This window comes from Methylobacter sp. BBA5.1 (assembly GCF_000746145.1).
Classification (GTDB): Bacteria; Pseudomonadota; Gammaproteobacteria; order Methylococcales; family Methylomonadaceae; genus Methylobacter; species Methylobacter marinus.
In genome coordinates, this window is the sequence record NZ_JQKS01000004.1 from 23,014 (window position 1) to 42,262 (window position 19,249).

Consider the following 19,249-nt stretch of genomic DNA (forward strand, 5'->3'; position numbering starts at 1 on the left):
GCGAGCTCGGCTTTACATCCTCGCGCCAAGCTTCCTGCATCTCGTGCTTCCGCCACAACATTCCCAATAACACTGCTGCTCCAACTAACGCTCAATTCGCAAGCTGTTTCTGAACAAATGCATGCGTATCATGGTTTTCTTCCGGCTCAGTCCCCGACTGGCTCGCCAGCATCTTGACCGCTTCACAAACCGCTTTGCATTGAGCCCGACTTAGCTCGGCAAACATCGGAAGGGAGAGGACTTCCTCGGCCGCTTGTTCTGAATGGGGAAAATCCCCTCTTGCATAGCTCAGGTCGGCATGGGCCGGCAGCAAATGCACGGGAATGGGATAATGAATGCCTGTCTGAATGCCTTTGGCCAGCAATGCCTGTTGCCATTCATTACGCCGCCGGGTCCGGACCGCATAGATATGGTACACATGCCGGACATAAGGCATGACCTCTGGCGTCGGCACTCCGCTGTCAGACAGCAGCTCGTTGTAATACCTGGCCGCCGCCCGCCTCGCTTCAGTCCATGTTTCCAGATGGCGCAGCTTGACTCTGAGGACAGCCCCTTGGATACCCTCCATGCGATAATTGTATCCCTTGAGCACATGCCGGTATTTCTGCTCTGCCCCCCAGTCGCGAAGCATGCGGATGGCGCGAGTATATTCGGTATTGTTAGTCACCACCATGCCGCCTTCACCGCAGGCACCCAGATTCTTGCCCGGGTAGAAACTGAAACAGCCCATATCTCCCAGAGTGCCCACTCTACGCCCTTTGTATTCGGCCCCATGAGCCTGGGCGGCATCTTCGATCACCACCAGACCATGCCGTCTAGCAACTTCCAGAATGGGGTCCATGTCGGCCGGCTGACCATACAGGTGTACGGGCACAATGGCTTTGGTCCTATCGGTGATAGCGCTTTCGATCGCCTTCGCATCAATCGTGAACGTTTGCGGGTCGATGTCAACAAACACGGCTTTAGCACCGGTATAGTCAATCGCCGCCACGGTTGCCACAAAGGTAAATGGAACCGTAATCACCTCATCCTGGGGACCAATTCCAGCCGCTAGCAGGGCAAGGTGCAGAGCGCTGGTCCCTGTATTCACGCCAATGCCATATTGGGCCTGGCAATAGGCGGCAAATTCTTCTTCAAACGCTGCCACCTCGCTTCCCAGGGTAAACTGGCAAGTTTCCAATACCCCCTGGATAGCGGCGTTGATTTCATCCTGGATTCCAGTGTATTGCGCTTTAAGATCGACAAACGGAATCATGCCACTATCCTCCCTTGGCACATGTGCATTCCATTGATTTTGACGGCTCGGCCACTTTCGCTCATCGACCGGGTCGCTGCCTCAATCAACTGCACCACGCGCAGCCCCAGTGCTCCATCCGTTTGCGCGGTCTTGTCATGCTCGATACAGTCGACGAAATGTTCTCCCTCAACCCGCAAGGCCTCTGTGGAATCCAGCCATGGCGCCCACATGTCTCCGGTACGATAGCCAACCCGCATCGCATAAATCTGCCGGGGGTCGTCGGTAAAGCTAATGCCCTTGTCATAGACCTTGATCTTTTCACTTGGCTCCAAGTCATCATAAGTAATCATTTTCTTGCTGCCGCCGATGAGAATCTGGCGCACCTTAACCGGCGCCAGCCAGCTTACATTGCTATGCGCAATCATGCCGGAATCATAGAACAGTGAGACATATGCCAGATTCTCCGGTGTGCCGGGAAAGTGATTGGTCCCAGCGGCCGATACCGCCACCGGTTGCTCCCCCAGCAAGTAATCGAGGATAGAGAAGTCATGCACAGCCAAGTCGGAAATGACGCTCACATCGCGCTGGAACAAGCCAAGATTGACTCGGGTCGAGTCGTAGTAATAAATGCTGCCTAGATCCTCTTGCTTTATGATCTCCGCAATTTTACGTACCGCTCCCGTATAAATGAATGTATGGTCGACGATCAACACGCGCTTCCGTTTCTCGGCTTCCTCAGCCAGCTTGTGTGCCTGAGCAGATGTCTCAGTCATGGGCTTTTCCAGCCACAAATGCTTCCCGGCCTTGAGGACCGCCATTCCTAGTTCGAAATGTGTGCTGACTGGCGTTGCCACCGCGATGGCATCAATGGATATATCCTCAACCAGATCCTGGAAGCGCGTTGTCGTTTTCACGCCCGGATAACGTTTCTGAACAATCTCGAGTCTCTTCTGATCCAGATCCGCTACGCCGGCAACTGTCAGCCCCGGGGTTTCGGTGAAATTTCTGACCAAATTGGGTCCCCAGTAGCCATAGCCGATAATGCCTATTTTAATCATGATGACTCTCTTTCAGTTGAATGGAATTAATTGCATTACTTTCAAAATTGCTGAAAATCCAACCACTTTGCGCATCACATAATTCACCAGTATGAGAGCTACTCCCGCGGTTATCCGTATAAAAAACTCAGGTGCCGGTAACCCGCGACGCGGAATACCCAACACGGGAGGGGCCCACTCTAAGGAGATAATCCACAAATGGTCCCAAACATACGTTGTTCAGTGGCTCACCGCATCGGAAGAGCCCCAGTCATCAACTTCATCGATTACAAGGCGCTGCAAGAGTCTGGTTGCCCTTATTGATACGCTTACAGTAATGGTCAAAACTCCGCAGCAATGTCCTAGGCAACACTTGTCGCCGCCGCGCTCCCCCGAGCACGAGCATCTCCCACGACGCGGGCTGGTATGCCAGCGACGATTGCATGGTCGGGCACATCGCGGGTAACCACAGCTCCGGCACCAATCAAAGCCCCTTCGCCAATAGTGATGCCACAAAGAATAGTTGCGTTGCTGCCAATGGAAGCGCGTGCCTTGACATGAGTCCTGATAACCTGCCAATCAGCCTCTGTTTGCAAATCTCCTTCCGCATTAACGGCTTTCGGATAAATATCATTAGTGAACATAACACCATGGCCGACGAAGACCCCGTCCTCGATATCAACCCCTTCGCAAATAAACGTATGGCTGGATATTTTGCAACGGGCTCCTACCGAAACCCCCTTTTGTATCTCCACGAAAGTACCGATTCGGGTCCCCTCGCCAATAACGCAACCGTACAGATTTACGAGCTGAGGATGGAATATGACAACATCTTCACCTAAAACCACATTCTCTTTAATCATTCTGTTTCCTCTAAATTGAATAGGAGTTGTTCTATCCAGCAAAATCATTCGTTGCCCAGACTCAGACTAACGATGATGCCCGGTACCGCTGCCGGCTTTCGCTGCTTAGGATTTGGTCTTAAATAATTTCCCTGTTTAAACATAGGATGCGCCGACGACAGGAGGCGCATCGTTCGCGAGCGATGCGCTTCACTGCGCCGCCTGGAGCACCTACTTTTGGTCAGCGCATCCTATGCAGGATTCCAGTTTCAGGAAGTCATTTTTAGCCAGATCCTGAGTGTTATTCGTCCTTAACTTGCCATTTTCAGGCTTACCGGAGGCGCCGAACCAGAAACCCAGGAAATGCAACTGTTTCCAGGCCCGAATATCGGGGATTCGGTCAATTAAGCAGGATCTGCTGGCTTTCGTTGCCTTACGCATCAAACAGCCCCCCGGCATCTTAAAACCTCCGTCACAGTTCTCAGTAAAATCTTTAAATCAAACAAGAGAGACCAGTTTTGAATATACCGAATATCTAGCCTTACAGCGTCATCCCATCCGGTCTTGCTCCGCCCTTCCACTTGCCAGAGCCCTGTGATCCCGGGCTTCATCTCTAATATTCGCCTGAGATGCCACGGTTGATATTTTTCCGCTTCATAAGGAAGAGGCGGCCTGGGACCAACCAGACTCATGTCCCCCTGTAATACATTGAAAAGCTGAGGCAGCTCATCAATACTGGTTTTTCGAATGAATCTCCCAATCCTGGTTGTCCTGGGATCAGATTTAATTTTGAATAACGGCTTTTCCTCATTCCCCTGATTAATTTTTACGTGATGGCCATCGATAAAGTCTTGAATATATTCACGATGTATCTGATCATCCATACCCTCATGCATGGATCGGAATTTATAGAATGTAAAAGGGATACCTTGTTTGCCCAATCGGATTTGCCTGAAAATAACGGGGCCCGGAGAAGTCGCTTTGATAGCGAATACGGTAATTAACATTACAGGCATTAAAGTAAATATACCGATGATCGAACCTATGATATCGACGCCTCTTTTGACCAGTAATTTCAGCTCTGAAGCCCTCCTTGAATCTTCCAACTCGAAAGGGTAAGCATCTGGCCGAATACAGCCGTTTTTTACGAGACTTTCAAATATTTGATCCGGATAAGTCGAAGTGGTGATAGAAAATTTTGGATAGTTATTTCCATTGATTAATTTTCCACAAATCACTTTGGCTCCGGTTTCATCAGTATCGGGGAGAAGTACACCGATGGTTTCTTGATTGACAAAGCCACAAATATCGGTATCCCGTGTTTTTGACCGAACATCGTGCAAAATCTCAATCATATCCGTTGATTCCTCACTTGCCTCTTTATTGAGAGTCAGCAATATAATTGATAATGCTGACCTGGATCGCTGAGCCCGAAGCTTCTCAAGACGTAACTGCTCAATAAAACTGGAATCATAAAAAATTTTTCCGAAATCAGGCCGATAGTGATTTGAATTATGGGTGGGGTTGGAAAATGGCGTTGGCTTTAAAAGTAAATCTTCGCTTTTTTTCATTTTTATCCCAATGCTAACGTCTTAGCAACGTACATAAAATATTTTAAGCATCTTTTAAATCCTCATTGTTAATGAGTAACAACATAGCTCCATTGTTCAAGATACTCATCGAATAAAATACACATAGTGTCTTCAAAACCGGCAACAACTTTTTTGTTTCATCAATTTTTTCAAAATACATGCAATCGCGCTTAAAGCTGTTTTTTTTTAAGCTTGATTCCTTAATCAATTTTTTAGCCGGCTAGCGTAATCTAAAGATCACGCAGTTGTAATACGCAAATGATGTCGATGAACATCCATGCTTAATAATTTTGAGCATGTTACTGAGTGATTATTGTTCCTTTTTTTCACCCGAAATCACACTTGGTACAAATACCTAAGTAACATTACCAGGACTTACGCGCCTTAATCTGGCAGGTATTTTGCTGTAAAGGGATTATCAGGAGGATATGAAAAACTTGTAATTCGGCGGATAACAACCGCACTACTAGGTGACCTGCTGATCAATGATCAGACTAAGTAATGAGCATGGAATAAATCAGGCAATTGTAGGTGCGAATTCACTTGTGCCCTTCAGGGTATTCGCACTGTGCGGATAAATCCGCACCTACACCGGAAATGCATCCGTGCACTTGAGGAAGTTATTTTATGCCCATTCCTAATATCTTGAAATCTTCCATTACAATGCAATCGACCGCTATCAGAATGTCAAATGTAAATGATCTGTTGAAACATATCCCGTGATGCAAGGGGCTAATAGCCAAACCAAAAAACATCAAGACCGGCTTGTGTAGACTATTTTGCAACAAGAAATTGAATTCAAAAAAACCGAACAGAAACGTGCCTACACAAATAGATGTCTCTAGGGGGTCTGTTCGGGAATAGAGCTCGGTATTCAGGTCATATACAACCAGATTTTCAGCGACTTTGACTCGCTTAGGAACGCGAATGAAATAAGACCCGCAATTGAGGCAGGATTTCTGTTCCTGTTCAAGGCGCGCAAACAGGCGCATAGCCAGCTATGTAACTGTTTGCGCAAAGCTTCCGCTCCTGCTCACGCCCCTTACCTACATCCCTGTAGGCAACGCCGAAGAGGGACGGAAAGACAAGTCAGTTGCGGGAGTTATAAAATTCACGCTCCTTAGTTGAGCGATTGCTGGAATCACATTGGGAAATGGCCTGTAGTTATCTCGATTCCGTCGAGCCGAGGGGAAGGGGCTTCAGGTCATTTTCCCATCCCGCCTCCAGCATATGCATTCGCCTTAAATTGAAGGCCAAGGTCACCAGTTTCCACACACCCGCTACCTCCTCAGGTAATGTCGCTACACTAAAGAGAGCGTGAAAGTATTCAATTTAAAGGATTTAACCACACGAATGCAGGTGCAGATATTTGCTCCTCGGCAACAACTCCTGCGTTTTCCATTCGTCACATCCCTGGGGCTTAGCAATTCAGGAGCAGCCTAGCGGTGTACCGAGGACACGAACGCCTCCATGTAGGACTCGGTAGAATTATGTTTGGAACAGCAATCGAGAACATGAAGTCTTAAGCTATCGATTGACTTAATTTTCTTCTTGTCCTCCGTGGTGAACAAGGCTTTTTATGACGTTCCAATTCTTTCACAGCCTCGGCCCGCATTTCACACAGGAGAGTTAGGAACGAGTAACTTATCAGCTGTTTTCTTAAGGAAAATAAGCAAGCGGGGACAACTCGGAACAGGTCTTGATACCGACCTAATGACTTTATGAACCGGAAATTGATTGGAAAAAAGGCAAAAAAAAGGGCCTGCAGTTTGCAGGCCCTAATTTTACTTGGCTCCCCCGGACGGGCTCGAACCGCCGACCTAATGATTAACAGTCATCCGCTCTACCGACTGAGCTACAGGGGAATAAACTTTTTTAGAATCTTCAATGGCGCGCCCGGAGAGATTCGAACTCCCGACCGCTCGGTTCGTAGCCGAGTACTCTATCCAGCTGAGCTACGGGCGCCTTATTGATCCGATCATTATCCTTTGTTGATGATTCCTTGTCAACTTTATTTTTTTAAAAAATAAAAATCAACCTTAACTATCGTGGCGGAGAGAGAGGGATTCGAACCCTCGATGGGCGATAAAACCCATACTCCCTTAGCAGGGGAGCGCCTTCAGCCTCTCGGCCATCTCTCCTAAAACTTTTACTCTTCTGAGTCGCTCAATCCTGTAGACTCAGCTTGTTCTTTTTTAATCCTTTCATAAATTTCTTCCCTATGAACAGAGACTTCTTTTGGTGCGTTAACACCGATGCGAACCTGATTTCCTTTGACTCCAAGAACAGTGACTGTAACTTCATCACCGATCATCAAAGTCTCTCCTACCCGACGAGTCAAGATAAGCATGGCTTCTCCCTATATCTATTTAAAAACCACTGTTCTTACACAGCATCCAACCAAGATGCACAATTATAGCAGCTTTTTCAGATAAATAAAGTTTAAGATTCTACTTCTTGATCTAACTTGAAAGCAGCATGTAGTGCTCTGACTGCCAGCTCCAGATATTTCTCATCAACAACAACGGAAATTTTAATTTCAGAAGTCGATATCATTCTAATGTTTATCCCTTCTTTTGCAAGCGTTTTAAACATAGTGCTGGCAATGCCCGCATGAGAACGCATGCCAACGCCCACAATTGAAATCTTTACAATACTGTCATCGCCAGTAACTTTTCTGGCACCAAGCTCTTCGCGTATGCCTTCCAATAACGTTTTCGCCCTGAGGTAATCATTGCGATGCACGGTAAAAGTAAAATCCGTCGTCGAATCATCGGCAATATTCTGGACGATCATGTCGATTTCGATATTGGCATCGGCAATCGGCCCAAGAATCTTAAACGCAACACCCGGCAAATCAGGTACCCCGGTAATGGTTAATTTTGCCTCGTCTCGATTAAATGCGATTCCGGAAATTAAAGCACTTTCCATTTGTGATTCCTCATAGGTAATGAGCGTACCCTTACCTTCTTTAAATGATGATAATACTCTTAAAGCAACATTATATTTGCCGGCAAACTCAACTGATCGGATTTGCAGCACTTTTGAACCCAAGCTGGCCATCTCCAGCATTTCTTCAAAAGTGATTTTGTCGAGCCTGCGGGCTTTCGGCTCTACCCTGGGATCAGTAGTGTAGACACCGTCCACGTCCGTATAAATATGACATTCATCGGCTTTTAAAGCCGCCGCTAAGGCAACTGCTGTCGTATCAGAACCACCACGTCCCAATGTCGTGATATTGTCGTGCTCATCAACACCTTGAAAACCGGCGACAACAATGACCTTTCCCGCGTTAAGGTGCATTCGTATGCGGGTATCATCTATATTGCGTATCCGGGCTTTAGTATGACTGCTGTCGGTCAGAATTTTTACCTGCCCTCCGGTATAAGAACACGCCGGACAGCCAATCTCGTGCAAAGCCATACTCAAAAGCGAAACGGTGACCTGCTCTCCTGTTGACAGCAGAACATCCATTTCTCTTTCAGTGGGCTGTTGTTGCATTTCCCTTGCCAAGGACACCAAACGATTGGTTTCGCCGCTCATCGCCGAAACGACGACGACAATCTGATCACCTAGATCATGCGCTTTTTTGACTTTTTCAGCGACTGCTTTAATTCGCTCGACAGAACCTACCGAAGTACCGCCGAATTTGTATACATATAATGCCATTCACTATAACCTTAATTTTCAAGCATTCATTTGCTCTTGCACCCAAGCCGGAACCTGAGCCAATGCCTCGGCCAAACGAGATGGATCATTGCCGCCGGCCTGGGCCATATCAGGTCTGCCGCCGCCCTTGCCACCGACTTTTGTCGCCACAAAATTAACCAGATCGCCAGCTTTTATACGTCCCATTTGATCTTTGGAGACGCCCGCGCATAGCATGACCTTGCCGTTATCGACGACCGCCAGCACGATTGCAGAGCTGCCTAATTTGTTTTTCAACTGATCCACCATGTCGCGCATGGATTTAGGGTCAACATCATCGAGTTTGACGGCTAAAACCTTGATACCGCCGACATCAATAGCCTGCGCACTGATCTCTCCACCTGTTGAACTCGCCAGTTTTGATTTCAAGCGTTCCAGCTGTTTCTCCAATGACTTGTTTTTTTCTATCAGTTGTTCGACTTTTTCGGGCGCCTTTTCGACTGAACTTTTTAAAAGCCCCGCAATACCGGTCAAGGCCTTGTCTCGACTTTCAATCCAGTCAATACAGGCATTTCCGGTTACCGCTTCAATACGTCTAACACCCGCCGCAATACCGGTTTCACTGATTATTTTAAAACAACCTATGTCGCCCGCCCTATCGACATGTGTGCCGCCGCAAAGCTCGGTTGAGAACTCGCCAATCGTAAGAACCCTGACTTCGTCACCGTATTTTTCGCCAAACAAAGCCATGGCTCCGGCATTCATAGCTTCATCTTTCGCCATGATTTGCGCGGAAACGGGATTGTTCAACCGGATCTGCTCATTGACCAGATGTTCAATAACGCTGATTTCATAGGCTGTCACTGGTTCAAAATGCGAGAAGTCAAATCGCAGACGCTCCGCGTTAACCAGGGATCCTTTCTGAGCCACATGATCACCTAAAACCCGTCTTAATGCCGCATGCAGTAAATGGGTAGCCGAATGATTCAGTTCAGTTGCCTTTCTATCGGCGGCACTGACACGCGCATCGCACACTTGCCCTTTGCTCAGAGTTCCCGCAGTGACCTTACCCTTATGTAAAAACAGATTACCGCCCTGCTTTTGCGTATCAGTCACTTCAAATACTGCGCCATCGGCTTCGATTCTGCCGCAATCGCCCACCTGCCCCCCGGATTCAGCATAGAAAGGCGTTTTATCCAGAACCACAATGCCTTCGTCACCTTCCTCCAGACTGTCAACCGGTTGGCCTTTTTGGTAAAGTCCAAGGATATGTACCTGATCATCGAGTTGTTTGTAACCGGTGAATTCGGTCTGCACATCCAGTTTGATATCCTGATCATAATCGGCCCCGAAACTGCTGGCGGATCGAGCTCTTTGCCGCTGCTCGGACATAGCCATTTCAAAACCGGCATGGTCGACGGAGAGATGGTTTTCACGAGCAAAATCAGCCGTCAAATCCACCGGAAAACCGTATGTATCATAAAGCTGGAATACCGTATCACCAGGAATTACCGAACCTTCCATTCTGGCCACACAAGCTTCGAGGATTTTCATGCCTTGTTCTAAAGTTTCAGCAAAGCGCTCTTCTTCTTTTTTCAGTACCCGTTCGACTTGCGCCTGCCCGTTTTTAAGTTCCGGATAAGCCTCGCCCATTGCCTCTACCAGTGGCGCGACTAATTTATAGAAGAACACATCACGAATACCCAGACGATAACCGTGGCGGATAGCCCGGCGAATGATCCGCCGCAGGACATACCCGCGCCCTTCGTTTGACGGCATGACACCATCGGCCACCAGGAAGGCGCAGGAACGGATATGATCGGCAATCACCCGCAATGAACTTTGCGTTAAATCATTGGTTCCGGCGATTTCAGCCGCGGCTCTCAGCAATTTCTGAAACAGATCGATCTCATAATTGCTGTGCACCCCTTGCATCACTGCTGAGATTCGCTCAAGCCCCATGCCTGTATCGACAGAAGGTTTGGGCAAGGGATGTAAATTTCCTTCACTGTCGCGATCATATTGCATGAACACCAGGTTCCAGATTTCGATATATCTGTCTCCATCCTCTTCCGGTGAACCCGGCGGACCGCCAGGAATGTCTTCGCCATGATCATAGAATATTTCGGTACATGGCCCGCAAGGACCGACATCGCCCATGGACCAAAAGTTATCCTTGGCACCGATTCTTGAAAACCGGCTCGGATCGATTCCGATATCCTGCAGCCATATTTTTTCAGCTTCGGAATCTTCCTCAAAAACGGTTACCCATAATTTCTGCGCTGGAATTCCCAACTCCTTCGTCAGAAATTCCCAGGCAAAATGGATTGCTTCTTTCTTGAAATAGTCGCCGAAGCTGAAATTGCCCAGCATTTCAAAAAACGTATGATGACGGGCCGTATAACCGACATTTTCCAAATCATTGTGCTTGCCGCCTGCTCTCACACAGCGCTGGCTAGTCACGGCCCGACTATAATCGCGCTGATCTCTGCCTAGAAATACATCCTTGAACTGCACCATGCCGGCATTCGTGAATAACAAGGTCGGGTCATTACCGGGCACTAGCGAACTTGAAGGCTGCACAGAGTGACCTCGTTCGCGAAAGAATTCCAGAAATGCGGAGCGCAATTCTGAACTAGTCATTTTTCTCATAGTAACTAAATGATTTAAAAACTAAAATTTATTCTTGTTAATATTCAAATGATCATATAAAGCACTGATCATTTCACCGGTAAAGCCGCGATGCAATAAAAATCGGCTGCGTCTTGCCCACTCATTTCGATCCAGGTTTTTCTTATGGTTATATTTTTTGCTGTAAACCTGCTCCAGCAGTTCCATCCAACTATCGCCGGACTCTCGTAAAACTTCCTCTAAATCAATTTCATCAATTCCATTTTGCCGAAGCTCATATTCAATGCGGACAGGTCCATAGCCTCTCTGCATACGATAGCGGGCATAGTTTGTGGCATAGCGTTGATCATTTTGCCAGCCTTGTCGCGCTAACTCATCAATAACAGCCAGTATGTCTGCCCTATCAAAACCTTTTCCCGTTAATTTAACGAGCAATTCTTTCCGGCTATGCTCTCTGCGAGTCAGTAATCGAAGACAGGTTTCCTTAATTGCTTTACAAGCGTCATTCACAACAGATTAAATCAACCGAGCGGCTAGTCGCCTTCATCCGCCAGAGAAGCTTCCTCAATGAGTTCTGGCTTCCGCCCAAACGCCTCGGCCCGTATTTTGCTTTCGATCTCTTTGGCTTTTTCAGGATGTTCCTTCAGGAAGGTTTTAGCGTTATCCTTGCCTTGGCCAATTTTTTCATCGCCATAGCTGTACCAGGACCCCGCCTTCTGGATGAAACCATAATTGACCCCCAAGTCGACCAGTTCGCCCAGGAACGACACACCCTCGTTATACAAAATCTCGAACTCAGCCTGTTTAAAAGGTGGAGCGACTTTATTTTTAACAACCTTTACGCGAGTTTCGTTTCCTATTACTTCTTCGCCTTTTTTAACCGAGCCGATACGTCGAATATCCAATCGCACCGAGGAATAAAACTTAAGTGCATTACCGCCGGTCGTTGTTTCGGGGCTGCCGAACATAACGCCGATTTTCATCCTGATCTGGTTAATAAAAATAACCAGCGTATTGGATCGCTTGATGTTGGCTGTTAATTTTCTCAATGCCTGCGACATCAGGCGCGCCTGCAGTCCCATATGGGAGTCGCCCATATCGCCTTCGATTTCAGCCTTGGGCGTTAAGGCCGCGACCGAATCGACGACGACGACATCAACGGCACCGGAACGCACCAGCATGTCGGTAATTTCCAGGGCCTGCTCACCGGTGTCGGGTTGAGACACCAGGAGATCATCGACATTGACGCCGATTTTTTCGGCGTAACTGGGATCCAATGCATGTTCGGCATCGACAAAAGCCGCTGTGCCACCGAGTTTTTGCATTTCAGCAATAACTTGCAGCGTCAAGGTGGTTTTGCCGGATGATTCAGGTCCATAAATTTCCACAATACGGCCGCGCGGTAAGCCTCCGCAGCCCAGCGCAATATCCAACCCCAGAGAACCGGTAGAAACCACTTCGATATCACGCGCGGCAGCTACATCGCCCATGCGCATGACAGATCCCTTACCGAACTGTTTTTCTATCTGCATCAGCGCTGCGCCCAGCGCCTTCTTCTTGTTCTCATCCATTGTTTATGCCCTGTATATTGAAAAGGAAGTATCGCTCAATCGAACTGTTTATTATCACATAGAGATATGTATTCGGATAGCCTTGATTTGCAAATCAACCTTACCTCTTTTGCAACCCTGATTTCTTAACTTCAATTAGACAACATAGTCCAAGCGAGTTCCGCCATGTTTTTCGACCCTCCACCTTGCCCCAACTGCGCCTTAACCTGGGCCAGGTTGCCACGCATCGTATCGGCATAAGCCTTGTCGGTTAGAATCCGGTTGATTTCCGCCGCCAGATTTTCCGAAGTCGCCTCATGCTGAATCAGCTCTCTCACAATACGTTTGCCAGCAATAATATTGGGTAATCCGATAAACGGTGTTTTCACAAGCCATCGCCCTAGAAAGTAAGTTACCAGGGAAAGTTTATAGGCTATTACCATAGGAATGGTTAACAAGGCAATTTCCAGCGTTGCCGTGCCCGATGTTGTCATGACCACATTGCAGCACTGAATCACATCATAAGGCTGATTTTTTACCGTGGTAATTTTAACCGGCGACTGGCGAAGATATTCTTCGAGCAATGCATCGCTGATTGAATCAGCCTGAGGCAGCAGAAACCGGGCTTCAGGAAAATCGATCTGAATCTTTCCGGCGGCTTCCAGCATGACCGGCAGCATGCGCTTGATCTCATTGGCACGACTCCCCGGTAATAAGCCAATCACTGTTTTTCTTTGCCCCAGGCCGAATCGCATTAGATCTTCTTCTTTTGAATACCGGGCATGGACTTTATCGGCAGACGGATGTCCGACATAGCGGACCGGCACATTTTCGGCTTCATAATAAGCCGTCTCAAAGGGGAAGATGACCGCCATCATGTCAATGACTTGCCCGTATTTCTTAACCCGTCCTGGACGCCATGCCCACACTTGTGGACCGACGTAAAACAGCACCTTGATACCGTGCTGCTTGGCGTATCGTGCCAGCTTGAAGTTAAATTCCTTGTAATCGACGCAAACCAGCAGATCCGGTCGCTCATCCGAAAGTATCCGTTGCATGAGCTTCAGAGCGCGACGAATTTCACCATAATGCTTTATCACTTCGACAACACCGATCACAGAGATAGTCGATGAGTCATAACGAATATCAACGCCCGCCTGAGCCATTTTCGCGCCGCCCATGCCGATGCCATTGATATCCGGCTGATATTTACGCAATTCCAGGAACATATTGGCGGCATGCTGATCGCCGGAAGACTCGCCGGCACTGAACATAACAGTGAATGGTTTGTTTTGTGACAAGAGTGAACCTATCGAATGACTATATTAGAGACTACCAAACAAAAGGCCGACTAAAAGCCGGCCTTCATTGCTATTGCGTCAATCTTTATCGCTTGACCAATCCTGCAATCACTTAAGCGGTTAATACCTCACGGATAACGCTGACAATCTCTTTGATAGTCGCATCAGCCAGATAAGGGCAAATCGGCAACGAGAAACAGTTGGCCGCAACGGACTCGGTGACAGGCAGACTCAAATCCGCGCATTCCTCTTTAAATACATTTTGCTGATGCAACGGCACCGGGTAATACACTGCGCAACCTATTTGCTTATCCTGCAAGGCTTTTAACACCTCATCCCGACGATCGCACAACAAAGTATACTGATGATAAACGTGCTCGCCGAGCCCATCTTCAAAAGGAGTCGTCAACGGCAGATCAGCCATTAATTCGGAATAAAGATGTGCGGCATGACGACGCCCTTTATTGTACTGATCGATTCGTTTCAGTTTCGCTCTTAAAACCACCGCCTGCATATCGTCCAGACGACTGTTATAACCGATAACATCATGATAATACCGTATATCGGAACCATGATTGCGCAATCTTTTGATTTCGGCTGCGGTTTCGTCAGAGTTTGTCGTCACCAGACCACCATCCCCGAAAGCCCCTAAATTTTTACTCGGGAAAAAGCTGAAGCCAGACGCATGACCGATAGCGCCGGTTTGTTGTCCGTTGATGCTCGCGCCGAACGACTGGCAGCAATCTTCAATCAGCTTCAGGTCATGTTGATCGCACAACTGCTTGATTTTAGCCATATCGGCGGGCTGACCGAACAGATGCACCGGCATGACTGCCTTGGTTTTTGGCGTAATGGCTTTTTCAATCGCTTCCGGGGAGATATTGAAAGTCTTCGGATCGATATCGACAAAGACCGGCTTGGCGCCTACATACTTGATCGCCTCGGCCGTGGCAATAAAAGTGAAGGCAGTAGTGATGACTTCATCACCAGCACCAATGCCTTCGGCAAGCAGCGCCAAATGCAAGGCATCGGTGCCTGAAGCCACGCCGATGGCATGCTTGACGCCCAGATACTCGGCCGCTTCTTTTTCGAATGCCTGAACATTAGGCCCTAGAATAAACGAGCAGTTTGCTATTGTCTCAGCCAGCCCCTGCTCAATTTCATCTTTGATTTCAGCATATTGAGCCTTCAGGTTTACCATTGGTATCATATTTTATTGCCTTTAATTTATTCAGAAAATCTTATAGCGCAATGCAAAAAGACGACTATTTATCGCCTAACAAACGCGTAATCTGTATCGCCGTTTCAAGCGCTCTTTTACCGGCTTCACCGGATACCAGAGGATTTTCTCCGGTATGAATACAATTGATGAAATGCTTAATTTCTTCCAGCAAGGCATCACCGCTTTCAAACACGGATTCTTCCGTTTCTATTTCAGGGATGCCCGGGAACATCTCCTTGCTGCCGGTACGGTGTTTGGTCAAAACACGGTTTTGGAAATCCACCGATACATAGGAACGAGGACGGAACATGCGCATTTTACGCTCCATCTTCATGCTGATGCGGCTGGCGGTCACATTGGCTACACAGCCGTTTTTAAACATCAGCCTGGCATTGGCGATATCGGTGCCCTGAGTCAGCACCGGCGTGCCGCTGGCATCGATGCGCTCTACTTCTGAATCCACCAGTGCCAGAATGATGTCGATATCATGAATCATCAAATCCAGCACCACGCTGACGTCATTAGCGCGCGGATTGAAAGGCGACAGGCGATGAGACTCGATAAACAGCGGCTTTTCCTCGTTATCAAGACCTAATATGGCCGGGTTAAACCGTTCCAGATGCCCCACTTGCAGTATCAGATTTTTTGCCTTGGCAATAGCTATCAGTTCTTCAGCTTCCTCAACCGTTACGGTAATCGGTTTCTCAACCAGCACATGCGCGCCATGTTCAAGAAAATCCTTTGAAACTTTGTGATGCAGGGTTGTCGGCACGACAATACTGACCGCATCGACTTCGCCAAGCAGGGGTTTATAATCGGTCAATGCCTGGGCGCCGTATTGCCCTGCGATTTCTTTGGCTGTCGCCTCATTGATGTCGACAACGGCAACCAGCTCACAATCCGGCAGTGACGCATATTTCTGTGCGTGAAATTTCCCTAGATAGCCTGTGCCAATAACAGCGCATTTTATTTTTTTCATGTAATTACTTTATTAATTTAGTTCAACTTACAACCCGACAAGAAGCCTTAGGAACGGAATGAAATAAGACCCGCGATTGAGGCAGGATTTCTGTTCCTGTTCAATGACTGCATGGATGGGGTGAATGCAGAGAAATGACGGGATCATTTCCTGTCCATGCAGTCGTACTCACGCCCCTTACCTACATCCCTGTAGGCAACGCAGGGGATGGACGGAAAGACAAGTCAGTTGCGGGCGTTATAAAATTCACGTTTCTTCAATAGTGACAAAGACCTCGCGGTGTTATCTACCCTGCTACGGGATAAAACCGCATATTGTAAACCATCAGTCTGTATTCAGAAAATTTTGCAGACATCCTGCTGGTAAAAGCCGTGTCCTTTTTATTTTATTGAAACCCCGATCAAGTCAATCCGCCCGTCGCGGTCTGCCTATGTAGTATCCCTGCGCATAATCAATGCCGAACTCCTTAAGAATAGTCAAAATAGCTTCATTTTCGATAAACTCCGCCACTATTTTTTTGCCAAATGCATGCGCGACTCCGGCCAAAGCCTTGACGAATATCTTGTCGTCCTCACGCTTATCGATCTGCCTGATAAATGAGCCATCAATCTTGACGTAATCAACAGGAAAATGCCTCAGGTAATAAAATGAAGAAAAATTGCCTCCGAAATCATCCAAGGCAAACACACAACCCAGCGCTTTAATCCGGTCAATCAATATCTTCGCTGCCGCGAAATTGGAAACCGCCGCTGTTTCAGTAATTTCGAAAATAATCTTTGCAGGATCAACTTCCGGCATATTGATGAGTTGGGAAACATCCTCAAAAAGCGTCGGATCATTGAATGAATGTCCGGATAAATTAACTGTCAATTTATAATCCTGGCCCTGGCGTTCGTATTCGATATGTTTTTTTACGACTTTTTTCAGCACTAACCGGTCGATTTGCCCGCTCAAACCCAACTCTTCCGCATGACCGATAAAATCCGCCGGCATAATCAATTGTTCATCATCCAACTGTAGCCGAATCAAGCATTCAAAGTGACTTATTGCATTCGTCTTGATATTAAGAATGGGCTGGTAAAACAGCACAAACTTATCATTGGCTATGGCATCCTCGAGAGTCGCTTGCCAATACAGCATACGGTTTAATTTAACCTGATAATCAAAATCGGGAGAAAACACATGGTATTGCCCTCCGCCCATTGCTTTTGCCTGACACATGGCAAAATTCGCATTGGCCAACAATTCATTGGGGGCCATTCCGTGCTGAGGGAAAAAGGCAATACCCAAACTGGCACTGACTTGATACTTTTTCTCAGCAAACCCGACATCCAGGGCCATAAGCACTTCATTAATTTTTTTAGCGATACATTCAATACCTTCTAAGTCTGCATGAGGCATAACGACCGCGAATTCGTTATCGCCCACTCGAGACAATAAATCAGTTGAGCGTAGGGTATTTTTAAGCGCACTGGCAATGCGCACAAGCAACTGATCCGCACCTTCTTGGCCGCCGCAATCATTAATGGCCTTATAGTGATCCAGATCCATGTAAACCAGGGCAACCTGATAATCATAGCGCTGGGCTGAAGCCAGGGCTAGAGCTAGCTCTTCCTGAAATTTTCGGCTATTGCTCAAGCCGGTCAAATAATCATAAACGGGCATTCTGAAACTTTTTTCTTCAGCAATTTTGCAGGCACTGATATCCACACCTAAAGTCAGAATCACTGCTTCGTTTGTATTGCCAACGGATTTCAAAAGCGTATGCAACCAGGAAACATTCAGCAGTTTACCTGATTCGGTCAATAAAAGTCCGTCCACCTGAAACTTGCCGGAACGCAAATCCCCTGCTCTTAACCGACTTAATTTGTCCAGATGTTCCTTGTCCGACTCCGGCAGGAAGGCATCAAACACTTTACCGATTATGGATCGACTATCCGACTCAAATTCATCGACACCAGCCTGGTTGATCGTCAAAATCATGCCGTTCAGTTTTTGAGTGATGATAATAATAGGCGCTACATCAACTAATTGCCGGACAAAGTCTCTCTCTTTTCCCAAGGCCTGGCTTTTTTCCAACAACTTAAGCGTATTGCTGCGCACCTCCAGCTCCAGATGCTCCAACTGGTCCGACAAGGTTAAAGCCGTATGATTTAATTTATCCAACTCATCATAGCCAAAATTGGAGAAAGCTTTAATGGTCACCTGTTTTTTAAATTGCTCGTATTGATTTTGTGACAATAGAGGCAATGCCTGCGAGAGCTGAGTGACTCGGCGTAATGAAAAATGCAGAACCACTATCAGCAGCATAAGTGAAGCCAGAAAACTGATGACGCCTTGAAACCAGACTTGCTTCAAATCCTCGTTAAAACCGGTAAAATCGGCGGTAATATCGTCCACAAACAGAAAAAAAGGCGGCCCAGCCGCTTCTTGGTGAACCGGGAAAACCCTAACCTCAAAAACAGCGTCATTCAAGCTGATTGTTTTACTGTGTTCCAATAACTCATCAATCGTAAAATGCCTGGAAATGTAATCAAATACAGGGCCATTTTTTTCAGGTAATGTCATTCCGGAGAGCTTATAAGGCCATTGATGCTGCTCTGTCGCTTCATCCATGATTAAAAGCCCGATATCCGAACGTGTTGCCCGTTTATATTTGATAATGACATCGGCAAACGACCGAATCACACTGAAAGCTCCGGATGTTTCCGAATTTCCCATGACCGGCGTGACAGTCTGCTGAAAACATTTGTGGGGACAAAAAACCTGATGTTCCGGCGCCTCATTGCGCAGAACCTTCTTGACAATTGAATTCAAGGAAACCAACTGGCTACCCCAGGACTTTATCGGCTGGGCTTGATTATCAAAATAAGTGACGTTTTCCATGTCCCAACTGAATTGCCATTTCGATAACGTCTCATCCAATACTGACAATACCTGATATCGAGGCTTGTCCTGTGACGAAAGCACATCAATTAGCGATAACAGCTCGCCAAACTGTTCTAGAACCAGAAATGAGTCTTCAGTCAATGCCTTGGCTATATTAATATGACTGCTTTGAATTTTTTTCCGGTCGAGTTCGAAATTATCTATAGCTTCCAGATAGGAAAAATAGGAGAAAACACTGTGCAAGATCAGGAAGACACTACCGAATAGAATAGCTAATTTCCATCTCAGACTAAAAAAAATTCCTTTAATATGCATGTGCTT

13 protein-coding genes and 3 tRNA genes are annotated in these 19,249 nt (G+C 47.1%); all 16 read right to left on the reverse strand.

What is annotated here, in order from left to right; translation table 11 throughout:
• Window positions 1–91 precede the first annotated feature (91 nt).
• The 16 genes from EK22_RS03260 to EK22_RS03345 all read right to left on the reverse strand — a co-directional run bounded on the left by EK22_RS03260 (window position 92) and on the right by EK22_RS03345 (window position 19,243).
• Window positions 92–1,255, reverse strand: coding sequence for a DegT/DnrJ/EryC1/StrS family aminotransferase (locus EK22_RS03260; RefSeq protein WP_036248073.1), 1,164 nt, complete (start codon window positions 1,253–1,255; stop codon window positions 92–94).
• A complete protein-coding gene (locus EK22_RS03265; protein ID WP_036248076.1) occupies window positions 1,252–2,295 on the reverse strand; it encodes a Gfo/Idh/MocA family protein in 1,044 nt (347 codons plus the stop codon). The genes EK22_RS03260 and EK22_RS03265 overlap by 4 nt, the downstream gene beginning before the upstream one ends.
• Before the next feature lie 341 nt (window positions 2,296–2,636).
• The gene (locus tag EK22_RS03270; RefSeq protein ID WP_020157551.1) at window positions 2,637–3,137 is read right to left on the reverse strand and encodes an acyltransferase; all 501 of its coding nucleotides are present in this window, start codon (window positions 3,135–3,137) and stop codon (window positions 2,637–2,639) included.
• 419 nt (window positions 3,138–3,556) lie between these two features.
• On the reverse strand, window positions 3,557–4,687 hold the full coding sequence (locus tag EK22_RS25155; RefSeq protein WP_036248078.1) for a sugar transferase: 1,131 nt from the start codon (window positions 4,685–4,687) through the stop codon (window positions 3,557–3,559).
• Window positions 4,688–6,497: 1,810 nt separating this feature from the next.
• Window positions 6,498–6,573, reverse strand: a tRNA-Asn gene (locus tag EK22_RS03295).
• 23 nt (window positions 6,574–6,596) lie between these two features.
• Window positions 6,597–6,673, reverse strand: a tRNA-Arg gene (locus EK22_RS03300).
• 84 nt (window positions 6,674–6,757) lie between these two features.
• A tRNA-Ser gene (locus EK22_RS03305) sits at window positions 6,758–6,849 on the reverse strand.
• Window positions 6,850–6,857: 8 nt separating this feature from the next.
• Complete coding sequence (csrA, locus tag EK22_RS23490; RefSeq protein WP_081917748.1) at window positions 6,858–7,058, reverse strand: carbon storage regulator CsrA; 201 nt, start codon at window positions 7,056–7,058, stop codon at window positions 6,858–6,860.
• A gap of 92 nt (window positions 7,059–7,150) precedes the next feature.
• Window positions 7,151–8,377 (reverse strand): aspartate kinase, encoded by a 1,227-nt coding sequence (locus EK22_RS03310; protein ID WP_020157555.1) that lies wholly within the window; start codon window positions 8,375–8,377, stop codon window positions 7,151–7,153.
• 18 nt (window positions 8,378–8,395) lie between these two features.
• A complete protein-coding gene (alaS, locus tag EK22_RS03315) occupies window positions 8,396–10,999 on the reverse strand; it encodes an alanine--tRNA ligase (RefSeq protein WP_036248314.1) in 2,604 nt (867 codons plus the stop codon).
• Window positions 11,000–11,029: 30 nt separating this feature from the next.
• Window positions 11,030–11,422 (reverse strand): regulatory protein RecX, encoded by a 393-nt coding sequence (locus tag EK22_RS03320; protein WP_232216313.1) that lies wholly within the window; start codon window positions 11,420–11,422, stop codon window positions 11,030–11,032.
• A gap of 98 nt (window positions 11,423–11,520) precedes the next feature.
• A complete protein-coding gene (gene recA / locus EK22_RS03325) occupies window positions 11,521–12,558 on the reverse strand; it encodes a recombinase RecA (protein WP_020157559.1) in 1,038 nt (345 codons plus the stop codon).
• 131 nt (window positions 12,559–12,689) lie between these two features.
• Entirely contained in the window at window positions 12,690–13,838 is a 1,149-nt protein-coding gene (lpxB, locus tag EK22_RS03330; protein ID WP_036248085.1) for a lipid-A-disaccharide synthase, read from the reverse strand.
• Between the two features lie 112 nt (window positions 13,839–13,950).
• Window positions 13,951–15,048 (reverse strand): DegT/DnrJ/EryC1/StrS family aminotransferase, encoded by a 1,098-nt coding sequence (locus EK22_RS03335; protein ID WP_036248088.1) that lies wholly within the window; start codon window positions 15,046–15,048, stop codon window positions 13,951–13,953.
• A gap of 55 nt (window positions 15,049–15,103) precedes the next feature.
• Window positions 15,104–16,039: a Gfo/Idh/MocA family protein gene (locus EK22_RS03340; protein ID WP_036248090.1), complete on the reverse strand. Its 936-nt coding sequence runs from the start codon at window positions 16,037–16,039 to the stop codon at window positions 15,104–15,106.
• A 405-nt stretch (window positions 16,040–16,444) separates the two neighbouring features.
• A complete protein-coding gene (locus tag EK22_RS03345) occupies window positions 16,445–19,243 on the reverse strand; it encodes a bifunctional diguanylate cyclase/phosphodiesterase (RefSeq protein WP_020157563.1) in 2,799 nt (932 codons plus the stop codon).
• Window positions 19,244–19,249: the final 6 nt, after the last annotated feature.

Bases quoted from the DNA above. Each gene is read 5' to 3' on its own strand.
- EK22_RS03260 (WP_036248073.1), bottom strand. From the start codon at position 1,255: ATGATTCCGTTTGTCGATCTTAAAGCGCAATACACTGGAATCCAGGAT.
- EK22_RS03265 (WP_036248076.1), bottom strand. From the start codon at position 2,295: ATGATTAAAATAGGCATTATCGGCTATGGCTACTGGGGACCCAATTTG.
- EK22_RS03270 (WP_020157551.1), bottom strand. From the start codon at position 3,137: ATGATTAAAGAGAATGTGGTTTTAGGTGAAGATGTTGTCATATTCCAT.
- EK22_RS25155 (WP_036248078.1), bottom strand. From the start codon at position 4,687: ATGAAAAAAAGCGAAGATTTACTTTTAAAGCCAACGCCATTTTCCAAC.
- csrA (WP_081917748.1), bottom strand. From the start codon at position 7,058: ATGCTTATCTTGACTCGTCGGGTAGGAGAGACTTTGATGATCGGTGAT.
- EK22_RS03310 (WP_020157555.1), bottom strand. From the start codon at position 8,377: ATGGCATTATATGTATACAAATTCGGCGGTACTTCGGTAGGTTCTGTC.
- alaS (WP_036248314.1), bottom strand. From the start codon at position 10,999: ATGACTAGTTCAGAATTGCGCTCCGCATTTCTGGAATTCTTTCGCGAA.
- recA (WP_020157559.1), bottom strand. From the start codon at position 12,558: ATGGATGAGAACAAGAAGAAGGCGCTGGGCGCAGCGCTGATGCAGATA.
- EK22_RS03335 (WP_036248088.1), bottom strand. From the start codon at position 15,048: ATGATACCAATGGTAAACCTGAAGGCTCAATATGCTGAAATCAAAGAT.
- EK22_RS03340 (WP_036248090.1), bottom strand. From the start codon at position 16,039: ATGAAAAAAATAAAATGCGCTGTTATTGGCACAGGCTATCTAGGGAAA.
- EK22_RS03345 (WP_020157563.1), bottom strand. From the start codon at position 19,243: ATGCATATTAAAGGAATTTTTTTTAGTCTGAGATGGAAATTAGCTATT.